Genomic DNA, 13,305 nt, shown 5'->3' with positions numbered 1-13,305 from the left:
CTCCTTGAGGTTACTTTCAATACCGTAACCTAAGGGTGCGACAGGCTAAGTCGCATCATTTTGATAGCGAGCATTGACCTTATTAATTAATCGAGTGAAATGGGCTCTTAATTGGAGAGGAGCGACCACTTCTACCTTATCAGCCATATTCCACAATAACGTTCTTAACCCTGAAGTGTCCTCCACCGTGGCATAAACGAGATATCTTCCATCAGCTAATTGCTCAACACGTTGGTTTTCACTTAGCTTCAAGTTTCGCATGATAAAGTTTGCCGAAGGAGAAAAAAGCAATTCAATCTCAATAAGCTCCGATTGGTTTTCAGCTTTCCTACGGGCAATTTCTACATCACTTCGAGTAATTACAGGCGTATCGAGTAATCGCACATTGCGTAATAAGTCGATGGACTTTGCAAAAAGTTTTGGTTCAACTGTGCCAATAGTAAAGGTCAGCAGCGCGACGCCATCTGTTATCTGAATGCCTTCGGGATTGATGGGCGTGTAATCAATCCAATAGCTTTTCCCTTCGATAACCCGTTTTATTTGGCAGGCAATTTGACGCTTATTGAGCAGTGCCGATTGCACGGCTTCAAATATCTGTGGATCTTGCTGCTCAATAATAAAAGGAAAAGGCTTAGGTAACTGCGCCACACGGCATGCCCAGTAAAGCCAAGGGTTATCAGGGTCGTTACCTAATACTTGATCCGCACGTTCAAAGTAGGGGGTCAGCTGCTTAAGGCTTTGGGGAGGCAGCAGTTGGCTAGCGCTGTGCTTTAGGGTGTGAAACGCTAATGCCATATGATTGTCCATCAAGGTCAGATTAAGACCACGCCAACAGGCGGCAATCGACCAGCCAAAAGGTTTGCTTCTATCATCGAGCACTATGCCAAAAAGCCCCATATCATGCATGGCTTTTAACTCCCGTTGCACTGTTCTCAACCCCACATCAAAGTCGCGACTTTGCAGTTTATCGGCGATGTCATGGGCGGTAATTCGCCTTGGGTGAGTAGGTATTTGCTCCAGCATGGCAATTTGGCGTTGGATATTGATTTGCATCGATGTTCTCCCGATTCTCTATGCCATGAGCATAATACTACCCTGCGACAGAATCTGACGCACTAAGCGTTTTTTGTATAATTATCTGACATTTAACCATTAGCAAAAGCTAAAGTTTTAGCTTGGGAATTGCGTTGAAGGAAAGCGGAATCGAATACAGGAAGGGGCAACAAAACAACGGGGGTACATATGGGGGTACTTGAACAAATCAGCTAAAGCACTCGACATGTGGTGTGATTGGTTAGAGCACTTAGTTAACCCAATTGATAATGTTGTAGAGATTGGTATGGCTAAGGCAGTCTAAAAAGGAAATGATTAGCCACCTTATAGTGGTTAATCATTAATTTAGTCGTTACCGAAGTTACTGTTCTAGATTCACTTTGTTAACTCTTTAAGTGTTGCTTCATGGCAAACTCAGTGAAATAGAGTGGGATCACGAGGTTTGTTTGTTCAGTTGCAGGTGAGCCTTGAGTACCTGTCAGTTTGATTGTTTTATGGGGCTGGCACTTGGTTATATATGACTCCAAAGACTTGGCTCTGGTGCGCTTACCGCTTTTCACTTCAATAGGCACAATGCGGCCTTCATCATCTGCAATAATAAACTCTATTTCGGCGCGTGCATCACCCCATGAATAAGTCGGATCAATACCTTGTACGGCTAACTCCTGTTGAACGAAGTTTTCCGCAACATAGCCTTTGTACTCGTAACCCTGTTGCTTAACCTCTTTGTAGCTGACCCCTAGCATATGGTTAAGAAGGCCAACGTCAAACAAGAATAGTTTGACCATATTATCTTTCTTATAGGCAGCTAGTGGACTTTTAGGCATACCATCAACGGGATAGTTTTTTAAAACTAAGCGGCACCTTTCTAACCAAGTAATCGCACTTTCTAGATCACTGTAACGAGACTTTCTTTCATGGACACCTTTAAACTTAAAGCGTTTTACGGACTCATCTATGACCGCTGAAAGCTGAGATGGAACATTGTTAAACACCGCTTCTATCAAGCCTGTATCGACTTTGCCTGAATACTTACCAAAGTCACGCTGATAGCCAGATATTAGGTCTGCTTGAACACGAGACACAGCCTCTATTCGTTCAAGTATGCCGTCATTGGCTAGCGCAAACCAGCTGCTTACTGCTTCAGGCATACCGCCAGTAAAGTAGTAGTCAGTTAGTTTATCGAATAATTTACTATGTGCAGCGGCATTGTTGACCTGTCCCTCAAAAGCTTTAATCAGTGGCGCTTCATTTGATGCGAGTAGAAACTCATGAAAGGAGAGGGGGCGAAGATTATGCTGTTCGACTTTGCCAACAGGGAAGCTGTCGAGTAAGCCAATATTAGAGCCACTAGCCGCAATATACATGTGGGGCGCTTTCTCAGCGAAGTACTTAAGTGCGGTGACCGCTCGTGGGCATTCACCTATCTCATCCAATATAAGCAGATCAGTGGTAGGTTCGAACATCTCACCTGTCAGTAGCTCAATATTAGAGATGATATCAGCAGGGGTGAGTGAACCAGTAAAAGCCTCAGCCATCTCGGGAGATTCAAGAAAGTCGATTCGTAAAGTGCGTTCGAATTTGCTCCCCAGTAAGCTTTGCAGTAGGTAGGTTTTGCCAGTCTGTCGAGCACCGTCAACGAGTAAGGGTTTACGCTCAACCTTGTCTTTCCACTCTAATAGCTTACCCAGTAATAACCTTTGCATAACGCACTCCGAACTTTCATATATAGACTTATTACACTTTAATGCGCATAAAAAAGCAAGTTTACACACTTTTATGCGCGTTAAAGTGTGTTTTTAGGTGTGGAGTTTAATATGAATATGCAATTTCTGACTTATAAGACCATTACAGTTAGTCGCCTACAAAGCAATTAAAATGCTAAGCGATGATTGAAGTGGCAGTGCTAGGTAACTGCTAGAAAAATAAGGGATTTGTGCGATGAGATTGATTAGTTCTGGTTAAACTCTAAGACTGTAGCCAATATTTCTTGACCACTACACTCTTTAAACCATAGATAGATGTGGTTATTTAAAGGAAATGTCATCATTTCCCTCTTTTTATAATAACTATGTTTAGTTTTATTACCGCGAGAAGATTTTAAAATCTTAATATTTATCAGTGTGTAGCAACCTAACAAAAACGGGCTTTCCATTTATGGAAAGCCCGTTTCAATACAACAGTTTAAGAATTTTTTTCTTAGTTCATGCCGTATCATCTGATTGGGTGTTTTTTTTGTTTGTGAGTGTTCGGTGTTGTTCGGATTTAGTATTTTAAGTTGCTAATTATCATGTGGTTACGGATAATGTTGTTCGGGGCTGTTTGTAGGTGTTTTTCTTCGTCAACCAAACGGTGTGTAGCACGGTGTGTAGCAAGTTAGGGTTAGTATGGCGGCTATTAATAAGTTATCAGACACGTTATTACGTAAGATTGTAGGCAAACCCTATGTGGGGAAAACTGTCATTGCAGATGGTGATGGGCTATCTGTTCGTATATCAAAAACAGGCGTAATTGGTTGGGTTTTTAGATACCGACTTGGTGGGCGGGAAACTAATCCTAAGTGGGCTAGTTTGGGAAAATACCCAGAAACGTCAATCAAACAAGCTAGAGCTAAACGAGATCAGTGTCGAGAATGGTTAGATAACGGCGAAGATCCTGTTATTCAGTTATCACTGGTGAAAGTTAAACGTAAAGAAGCGGTAACAGTTAAAGATGCGCTTGAATATTGGCTGGTGGAATATGCCACAGAGCATCGAAAAAACGTTGATAAGACAAAAGCCCAATTTGAACGTCATTTATACCCCTATATTGGAAAGTATCCTTTAGAGAAAACCACTAAACCGCAATGGTTGGAATGTTTTGATCGAATTAAGAAGGGTATCCCTAATGAACGAAAGGGAGCTCCAGTCGCAGCAGGTCAAGTCTTGCAAGGGGCAAAGCAAGCATTGTTATTTTGTAGAAAGAGAGAGTATGCCACCAGCTACGTTATTGATGACTTAACGACTACAGATGTTGGTAAAAAGCAAAATAAGCGTGATAGGGTGCTAACAGAAGTTGAACTGCAAAATGTCATTGAGCTAGTGAAATCGGGCTCTATCAAGGAATACTATTCAAACTTAATCTGGTTATTAATCATTTTTGGTGCACGAACTCAAGAAATTCGATTATCTACCTGGAACGAATGGGATTTTGAAAAAGGTCTCTGGACTGTTCCTAAAGCCAACAGTAAAACGTCAGAGTTAATTATTCGACCAATCCCTATCAGTATGTATTCTTGGCTTAAAAGATTGAAAGCCAAAAATCAAAAGTCTGGGTATGTATTGGGTGAGTTTAAAAACCCAGAAGCTGTTAGCGCATATGGTGGTGCGATTTGGAAAAAATTAGGTCATGAATCGAAGTGGACATTTCATGACTTTAGGCGAACATTGGCTACCCGCCTTAGTGATATAGGCGTCGCACCGCATATTGTTGAGCACCTATTAGGTCACTCAATTAGTGGGGTCGCGGGGATCTATAACCGTAGTCAGTATATAGATGAGAAAACAATAGCACTTGATAAATGGCTTACTGCTTTAGGTGAGTTTAATCCCGAAAATGTCATACATGAAAAGCAATCTCAATAGCAAAGGAGTGGTTATGTCTGAAGTTAAAGTATCAATGTTAGCTGTTGGTAACGTTGATTTGTTTGAAGTGACTTTAGAATCAATTGGCGAACGCTTACCTTTTCAGAAGCGATTATGCTCACCTTGTTCTATATCCGTAAGCCCTGATCATTCTTATAGGTAGCATAGCAACAATAAAAATAGGTCTGAATGTTTATTGGTTTTTTAATTTTTTAATCAGTGTCTGCTTGCTATGCATTTGTTACGGTTTGGTTGTGTTGTGGTACAGTGAATTTGGAATATAGTTTTGCTTATTAGGAGCAGGGTATGTGTGAATTAATCCATCAGTTGACCTCAGCTGCTTCAAATACTCAGGAGTTAACGCTATAAAAGGCTGACCTAAAACTTCAATAACACCTTCACTTTTGTTTATCGAAACACTTTCGGGACAATTAGTATTCACTTTAAGTGAGTAGTCTTTTGGATAAAGGTTAATCACTAACCCTTGAAATGTTTGTTTTTCCCCTGAGTCTATTTTTTGTCTTTGCCTTAAGAGGGTTTGTGTAGCACTTGTAGCTAGAAGAGCTGCTCTTTCCAACATTTCATTCAGATCTGTTTCTATATTAGGATCGGTAAGAGTAAATTGTTCAGTAACTTTATTTGGAGATTCTTTACGCTTGTTATTGCTGTCGATTTTTCCTAAAGGTAACCATCTAGAGTCGTTTCTCCCCATATTCAAAAGACCTTGGATATCATAGTCTATAGATGGAAGGTAAATCCCTTGCTTTTCTAACCACAGATTAGCTAGAGAATGAGAGAGCTTTTCGAGAGTATCACCATACCCGCCCCCAATATCACTGTGAACTCCTGGTAAATCCACTTCTACAATTGTCTCTTCAATTATTAAATCATTTGTAGGGACATTAATTCTTGTTATTGGGAAATGTGTTCTTTCCTCTGATGTAGCAACAAAATGTATAACAGACATAGTACTTAGTGGAATTTCAAGCCTTAAATTGTCTAATTGTCCTGTTGCTACAGTATCAAAAAGCATTGAATAAAGACGGGGTTTTGAAAACAACAAATTCTCACTTGAATGAAATGATTTTTCTTGGAAGTAGTAATCGTCTACAAGGTTTAAAAAGTGCCTAGCGCTGGCTGCTCCCCGACTAAAACCAATCGAATAAACATGAGGAGCTATTCCAGTTTTCTCTGTTTGAGCTTTGAGTTCGTCAAGCGCTTGAATTGCTCTCTCTTCTGCTCCGTTACCTGTAACCCCTTCCGAAAGCTCTTTAATCAATGTTGTTCTTGTTCCAACTCCATGATAGTAGTGTGTTTTAACTCTATGGTCTTGTGATTGAATTAGCTGGTGATGTAGTTTCGCTGGAACAGTATTTGGCTCTCCATTATCTTTATCGTTCCAAGTCCCGTCAAAAATGAAAAAAGACACCTGCCTTTCATCATCAAAATTAAATACAGCTGGCGGGAAAGAGTTTTCAATGCGGTTGAAAACGTGAAGCCATTGATTCATTTCCTCTATGGACAATGAGGTATTATTAACAGTATTTCCTAAATTTGAGTTTGGTATCAAGAAACCATTTTTTACATGTATTAGAGTTTGTAGAGCTTCTCTATCTATAGGACAGGTTGAAAAACCTGTAATCTCATAGTTACTTGGTAAAATTGATTTATCAATTTCAGATTGATTATTAACATTCTGCTGTTCTTCAATTTTATCAATGTTTGTTGGGGCTATCTGCTGGCAGCCGGACAGTAAAAACAAATAAAAAAACAACGTTGGTTTCATGTGGTAATCCTTTGTTGGAATATCAGGTGAAATCTGGTTCTGTTTGAGAAATGTGTCAAAACCAATATTAGCTACTGCACCTAGCCGTTAGTTGACTTTGTCGTTATCGATTATCTGCTTCAACTTCTCAATACTCATTGCTGGTTTTTCGGTATGAAGCATGGCGTGGCAGTTGGGGCATACAGGTATTAGGTCGTTAATAGGATCGACTTGGTAGCTTTCGCCAATAGTGGCTATATCTACTTTATGGTGAACATGAATAAAGCCTTTTCCAATATCACCGTATTTAGCCTCAGAGTTAAAGTCACAGACTTGGCAAGTGGCTCCGTATTCCTCAATGCATGCAGCTCTGGCTTTAGGGTTTCGCTCATAGGCATTGATGGTAACTTGCCTGATCGCACCCTCAATTAACTCTGTAGGCTGCTCATGGACTTCATCGGGATAAATAGGGCTAACTACTTGTGAAGCTAGTTTGACTTTATATGAGTCCACCAGCGTCCTTATTTCTAAGTGTTTTGCCTTAGATTTAGACCATCGATATTCTAGGTGCAGTTCAACGGACTCCATTACTCGTTCAAATTCAGATACAGAAAGGTCTTTATAGAAACGAGACAAAAAGATTTCATAGGACAAGGCGCCCATAGCACGTTTGTATACCTTACCTGCACGGAATGCTTCAAAATTGTGCATGTAATTAGTCGCAGATGTTTGGTTCATATCCAATGAGCCAACCAGCTTTTCTAGTGCTTCTTCTAGCGAGAGCTTTTGTAATGCAAACAAGCAACCCAGATCATAGACCTGCTGTAGTTGAGCTGATGTGATCTCTTTGTTCATCATTAAAGCCCCTTTAATTTCGAGCAAGTTGCGGGTGGCAGAATATCTATGGCGTAAGGTCTAACTCACCGACTAAATCTGCTAAAAATGGTGCATCTTTATTTGGTAAAATGTGTTGAGTTGCTGCTGCACTAAAAGAGCTTTTACGGTTACAAAGGTTTTTTAACCTTTCTTTGGCCTCAGCTATTCCATGGCGGTATTCATCATTTAAATCTGCATCATTAAGACCGGATGTTAATTTAAGAAGCATAATACTGGATTGAACATCTTTAATTGCTTTCAATCTGTGAGGTGTGATTGTTTCATGATCAAGGTTCAATAAGGTCTTAGAGAGTCTAACCTTTTCAAAACCAATAGGGTTTTCATCATAGGTTACAGCCGATGAAGTTTGACCCGTTTCAACCTCAAAAGATAAAAGCTTCACATCATCTAAACAGCACGGATCGAGAATTAAGTGATGATTATAATCACAAGGTGCATCTATACCCCAGCATCGCATTGATTCATCGACGATGGGGAAGTAATCAACTTTACCTCCCTCATCCCTTGCTCGGTTTGCAAAAATACATGAATAGCGATAATTACTTATGTCGTAAGCTTTCCACCAATATCCTGGGTGCTGCTGATCACCTTGTTTTACAATAACGCCACCAGCATCTTTAACCCTACCTTTTGGCCAATAGTGATCCACATCAAAGTCAGTTCCTATCTGAGGTGACTCGGTATACCAGCACTTTGCTCCGAATTCACTTACAAAAGTTCGCTTCAATGAGCTCCATTTATTTCCAATAGCTTTTATTTCTGCACTTGGGTTCGCTGCATCTTTGACTCTGTCGGACCACTGTTTAGATTTTTTATCCCAAGTCTTAGTCTTACATTTTGCGAATTTAGATTTATCAATGTGCCTCATTCGAAGAGATCCTCATGTCTTTGAGAATGTTCTCAATCATTTGTTTTCTGGCTTCAACCGAGGCAACTTCTTTACCGTATTCAAGGTATTTACTTCGAGCAATTAAAAACTGGCGATAATCTTCGTCAGGATGAATATAACCATACCCAAGTTGCTCAAGTTGAGTGTTGAGCTCCTCTAATCGTTCAGGGTTGCTATCTTCTGCAACTAAGCTCCTTCTTTCTCGAATGAGGTCTTGAGTACCGTTATCCAATGTTGTTAAAAGGCCGAACATATCGCTGGTTAAAATACCATTTACACTCATGCCTTTAGGGCTTTTTTTAGGGGTGTCGACTGAAACTTTTTGGCTGGCATCATTTCTTGATACAACCTGAATCTGTTCTCTATTTAATTCAGTAATAGAGAGAGGGTGGTGAGTGGTCATAATAATATGACTACCAAACCCTTCAGGAACGAATAACTCTAAAAATCTATGGTATTTTGCTGCCCAGTATGGGTTCAAGTGAGTATCTGGTTCATCGAGTAAAAATAGCGCATCTCGTTTTGCCGTAAACTGAAGTAGCCCAAAGATAGTGAGTAGTTGTTGCTCGCCTTCACTTAGCTCGCTAAAAACTACATTTTGGTTAGATCTGGTTTGCTTTACTTGTATTTCAACTCTGTCCAGAATTCCAGAGAGATAGGTCGCTTCGAGGATTTTAAATAGATCCTCGGGACGCATATTTTTGGATAATTCGTCTAGCTTGGTTTTATTCGGTAAGAAAAAACTCACTACTTGTTTTTTCTTGACCCTTTTAGACAGTAAATCTGGTTGAGGTTCTTGTGTTTCAATAGGGCCGATAGAGTATTTTTTTAATAGCTCTAGAAAGTCACGTATTGCTCCTGTTGCGCCCCAGAAATCACTAGCTTCATTGCTCCCCCAACTAGCAGGCCTTGTTAAGTAGAATGTGGCTGATTCAAAGCTGGCAATCGATAGCTCTTGTTTCAAAAACTTGGTGGCATGTGGTACGCCACGCGCTACAAAAAATGATAATAACGAAAACTGACTGTGGAAGGGTTTGGCGTAAAAGAAAGGCCTAATATTGTCTCGAATATTAGCATCCTCTTTGATGACTTGAAGATAAAAGTCTCTTCTAGAGTCAAAAAATAGTGACTCTAACCGATCACTTGGCCCCGAATAATAGGCAAAGATATTTCGAGGTAGAAAATGCGATAGACCATCTTTATCGCGCTTTACCTTGGCAATATCGACACCTTGCCACTCAGAGATACTTCCAGGTGAATGTTCTTGAAACTTTATCTCGTAAATAGTCTCTCTTGATAAATTCGCATTGATATTAAGCCAAGTTTCTAAACTAGCTTCACCAATTTTATACTTCATCTCATAGGAGAAGGGGGGTGGGTTACCTGTATCTAAATACTTAAATATTTGTACAATCGCCTCAATGATATTTGACTTCCCAGTACCATTTTGACCTATGATGACTGTACGATTCTCATTATCTGAAAATCGTATCTCCACACCGTTCAGGTTTTTAAACTCTGAATTAATTTTTAAGTATTGTAGTTTCATTATTTAATGAAAAATCCTGTTATTCCATCAACTGTTTTTTCTTCAATCTTATTATCACTAAGCAATTTACTTATTTCATTAAAAACTTGAGTCATCGAGAGGTCAGGTGTTAGCTTATCAAAAATATCCTGAGGCTTATGTGCTACGCCATCAGCAATGACTGATTCAACAAGGCTCAGACTTCTATTAATAGTGGTATCTTGAGTCTTTTTAGCAGTAACCTTCTTAAGACTGGCCTTCTTTGCAGGCTTTTTCTTTGTAGATTTAGCTGCTAATACAAGTGCTTCACGTTCGGTTTTAATGCGTTCAAGCAGAGCACTAGCGCTGTTTTCGCCGCAAATTAATTCAGGGTTAGCGGCGCGCCAATTGGCGGTCAGCTCGCCTCTAAAGGCTTTAGCGAGTATCGACTGGGTGAGGTTATTGACACGTGCCTGTGCTTCATTAACCTGAGCTTCGACTTTATCGGCAAAGGCGAATAGCTCTTCGACACGGCGGACGATTTCGGTTTGCTCTTCGATTGGTGGTAGTGGAAACGCTAATGACTGGACTACTGTCTTGTTCATTGCTTGCTGGTTGTTGCCCGAGCCTACTCTGCGTGTTTCTTCGTAGCGTTCGTATAAGAAATAATAAAGGTATTCAGATAAACAGTGGCTATCCAAAACACGGATCGCCGCGGTGTTCTGGTTATGACATGCTTCAATATCTAAAATTGCAGGTTGACCACGGGTTTTTCCCTGACCAATCATAGCAAGCATGACAGTCCCTATAGGATGGATATTAGTTGATGTACATTTTAGGCCCACATCAGTTATGGATTCCTTTGTCTCGTTTATTCGACAGAAAGCCACTTCAGAGCTACTCACCCAATTAATCTTTCCATTCCAATAAGCTTCATTTTTCCGACTAGGAGTAGCACCTACGTATACATCACACACTAAGCCTATTTGAGTCCAAAGCCAGCTACTAGGTAAGTTCATAAGTTCATCTTGGATAGGTGTTACTTTTGGACTTTTAAACTTCTTACCTAAAGCTTTATAGCGAGAGATCCAAAGCTCTTCTATTTCAGAAATTGAAGCGGCTTTTAAGAAATCATTCTCACCACGCCACTCTTCTGTCAATTTGCCACTGACGGCGGCGGCGAGGACGGATTGGCGGAAAGATTTTAAGATAGTGGGGATGGCATCGAGGCGGGCCTTGGTGCTTTCCACCTGCGCCAGCAGCTCATCCAGCTTGTCGGCAATGACTTTTTGTTCGGCTAGTGGGGGGAATGGTAGTTCTAACCCTCTGACTACTGATAAGTTAATACGTGGCCGGGTTGTTCCTTTAACGTGTCCAGCGATTTGCTTTATTACGACTTCAGAGTTAAGAAGGTATGTAAGAAATTTAGCCGAAGTAATTTGTGAGTCATGTCTTAAGCGAACTAAGTCGGCAACTATTACTCCACGAGTAAAAGATTCTGGCACAATACAAGCTAATCCTAAAGGATCGCCAAGCTTTGAAATTAAAATATCACCAGATTTAAAACTGTGTCTTTGCAAAAAATCAGCTTTTTCATTAGTAACAAACCTAATGTTTTTATCGATAAAATTGAAACGCTTAACATTTTGCAGTCTAGCTATTGGTATACCTGAGTCAACGTACTCTGATGATTTAAGATTTGAACCAAAAGGACCATCTACAATGTCATTTTTTTCATTGGTAACATAATCCCCCCCACGGACACCAATCCAAGCCTCCGGTAATGAATCTAATACGCTCATCCCTTCACCTCAGCTTTTTTAGGCGCTAGCGACTTCACCAACTTCTCCAAATCTTTCAGCGCCCCTTTAAGCTCTGTCATTGCTTCGCCTGCCAGCTCTTCTGGCGTACCTAAATCCGCAGCATCGACACTGTTAGCATCTTTCAGCCATGAGATATCTAGTGAGTCACCTTTAGTGTCACGAATGAAGTCGCGCCTAAAGACACGCCAACGGCTCTTTGCTATGGGACGCTCAGGGCTGTCGCTTGCTTGTTGCGTTTGCTCGGCTCCTTGCTGCGCTTTCTTGCTATCCTCAATCGCTTTTGTATCGACTTCAGCTTCTTCGGCATTAAACGACCATTCGCCTTCAACCCGTTCGACCAAGGGTGTGTTATACACGGCCTCAAATGGGGTTAAGTGTTGCTCACCAAACGGGGTGCGTTTACCAAAGTTTGGCATGTTGGTACGCAGATCATAGACCCAAGTGTTAGTGGTGCAGTTTTCTTCTTGGCGAATATCCTTTTCGCTGCCTTTGGTAAAAAACAGCACATTGGTTTTAACACCTGCTGCGTAGAAGATGCCTGTTGGCAGGCGCAAAATAGTGTGCAGGTTACACTTGTTCATTAAATCGCGGCGAACATCGGTGCCGACACCGGATTCAAACAAAACGTTATCTGGCAGGACTACGGCGGCACGGCCACCCGCCTTTAAGTTGCGGTAGATGTGCTGCAAGAACGCCAGCTGTTTGTTGCTGGTGGGGTAGGTTAAATCCTTACGAGTAATCGATGCATCACCGCCTTTACTTGTTCCAAACGGAGGGTTGGCAAGGATCACATTTGCTTGTTTAAGTGTAACACCAGCTTCCCCAAGGGCATTACCTAGCTGAATAGCACCATCTTTGCCACCTTCTATGCCATTGAGCAAACAGTTCATAAGTGCTAAACGGCGGGTGTTGGGGACTAACTCAATACCGATGTAATTCTTCTTGATTTGGTCTTCACGGGTAGGCAGGCCATTCTGTCCAGTTAGGTCATACAGTTCATCTGTATTAGCTTTGATGAATTTATGTGCTGAAATAAGGAAACCAGCAGTTCCTGCCGCAGGGTCTTGAATCAACTCACCTGCTTTGGGTTTTACACAGCGAACTATCGAATCAATGAGAGCACGAGGAGTGAAGTACTGCCCTGCACCTGATTTAGTTTCGTTAGCATTTTTTTCTAATAAGCCTTCATATAGGTCACCGAGGCCATCTTTTTGAGCATCGAACCAATTGATACTATCTAGTGATTTGATCAATTGCTTTAAGTGGCGAGGCTCACGCAGGCGTGTTTGTGCATCGGCATAAATAGCAAGAATCAGTGGGTCTGTTACAACTGTTTTTTCAATGGTATTTTTTGGATCTTCAGGGTCTACTTCACGGCGTTTTCCTGTGGATAGGGTCATCAAGATATTTTTATAGTCATTGAGTAAGTTGATGCCATCTTTATCACTTAAGTCACCCCAACGACAGCCTATTGGCATGGTGTGCTCGCTCAGTAAGCCTGCCTCGCTGTTCTCGTGCACCATTTTAATAAACAGCAGCAGCACGAGCTCGGTGACGTAATCGGAGTAGTTAATACCGTCGTCACGCAGTACGTCACAGAGATTCCAAAGCTTTTGGACAATATCGTTGCTATTTAAAGTGCTCATTTTATGTTCTCAATTAATTAATTTCGACTAATGATTAATTCACTAGGCTTATATGTTTGGGTTCTTTATAGGTCGAGCTTAATCGCTCTCAAGTTCAGCCTC

Annotated in this window: 10 protein-coding genes; 2 read left to right on the top strand and 8 right to left on the bottom strand. The window is 41.0% G+C overall.

What is annotated here, in order from left to right:
• Positions 1-45: 45 nt before the first annotated feature.
• Both FPK91_RS11730 and FPK91_RS11725 read right to left on the bottom strand, forming a co-directional pair.
• The gene (locus FPK91_RS11730) at positions 46-1,053 is read right to left on the bottom strand and encodes a helix-turn-helix transcriptional regulator (RefSeq protein WP_144211427.1); all 1,008 of its coding nucleotides are present in this window, start codon (positions 1,051-1,053) and stop codon (positions 46-48) included.
• 383 nt (positions 1,054-1,436) lie between these two features.
• Complete coding sequence (locus FPK91_RS11725; RefSeq protein ID WP_144211426.1) at positions 1,437-2,759, bottom strand: ATP-binding protein; 1,323 nt, start codon at positions 2,757-2,759, stop codon at positions 1,437-1,439.
• A 681-nt stretch (positions 2,760-3,440) separates the two neighbouring features.
• On the opposite strand from FPK91_RS11725, the gene FPK91_RS11720 reads away from it, so the two are divergent.
• Entirely contained in the window at positions 3,441-4,676 is a 1,236-nt protein-coding gene (locus FPK91_RS11720) for a tyrosine-type recombinase/integrase (RefSeq protein WP_144211425.1), read from the top strand.
• Between the two features lie 13 nt (positions 4,677-4,689).
• Positions 4,690-4,839 carry a hypothetical protein gene (locus FPK91_RS20925; RefSeq protein ID WP_158638087.1) on the top strand — a complete coding sequence of 50 codons (150 nt, stop codon included), beginning with the start codon at positions 4,690-4,692 and terminating at the stop codon, positions 4,837-4,839.
• A 78-nt stretch (positions 4,840-4,917) separates the two neighbouring features.
• Here FPK91_RS20925 and FPK91_RS11715 read toward each other — a convergent pair whose 3' ends face one another.
• From FPK91_RS11715 to FPK91_RS11690, 6 genes are all read right to left on the bottom strand, one after another.
• Positions 4,918-6,462 (bottom strand): phospholipase effector Tle1 domain-containing protein, encoded by a 1,545-nt coding sequence (locus FPK91_RS11715; RefSeq protein ID WP_144211424.1) that lies wholly within the window; start codon positions 6,460-6,462, stop codon positions 4,918-4,920.
• An 87-nt stretch (positions 6,463-6,549) separates the two neighbouring features.
• Positions 6,550-7,299 carry an HNH endonuclease gene (locus tag FPK91_RS11710; RefSeq protein WP_227006553.1) on the bottom strand — a complete coding sequence of 250 codons (750 nt, stop codon included), beginning with the start codon at positions 7,297-7,299 and terminating at the stop codon, positions 6,550-6,552.
• Between the two features lie 43 nt (positions 7,300-7,342).
• Positions 7,343-8,206, bottom strand: a complete 864-nt coding sequence (locus FPK91_RS11705) for a hypothetical protein (RefSeq protein WP_144211423.1) — start codon at positions 8,204-8,206, stop codon at positions 7,343-7,345.
• Positions 8,193-9,776 carry an ATP-binding protein gene (locus tag FPK91_RS11700; RefSeq protein ID WP_144211422.1) on the bottom strand — a complete coding sequence of 528 codons (1,584 nt, stop codon included), beginning with the start codon at positions 9,774-9,776 and terminating at the stop codon, positions 8,193-8,195. The genes FPK91_RS11705 and FPK91_RS11700 overlap by 14 nt, the downstream gene beginning before the upstream one ends.
• The gene (locus tag FPK91_RS11695; RefSeq protein ID WP_144211421.1) at positions 9,776-11,536 is read right to left on the bottom strand and encodes a restriction endonuclease subunit S; all 1,761 of its coding nucleotides are present in this window, start codon (positions 11,534-11,536) and stop codon (positions 9,776-9,778) included. Before FPK91_RS11695 ends, FPK91_RS11700 begins: the two co-directional genes overlap by 1 nt.
• A complete protein-coding gene (locus FPK91_RS11690; RefSeq protein WP_144211420.1) occupies positions 11,533-13,203 on the bottom strand; it encodes a class I SAM-dependent DNA methyltransferase in 1,671 nt (556 codons plus the stop codon). The genes FPK91_RS11695 and FPK91_RS11690 overlap by 4 nt, the downstream gene beginning before the upstream one ends.
• Between the last annotated feature and the right edge of the window lie 102 nt (positions 13,204-13,305).

Origin of the sequence: Shewanella donghaensis (assembly GCF_007567505.1) — a bacterium.
Taxonomy (GTDB): domain Bacteria; phylum Pseudomonadota; class Gammaproteobacteria; order Enterobacterales; family Shewanellaceae; genus Shewanella; species Shewanella donghaensis.
Note: the sequence above shows the minus strand (reverse complement) of the source record. Positions and strands in the feature narration are given on the sequence as shown.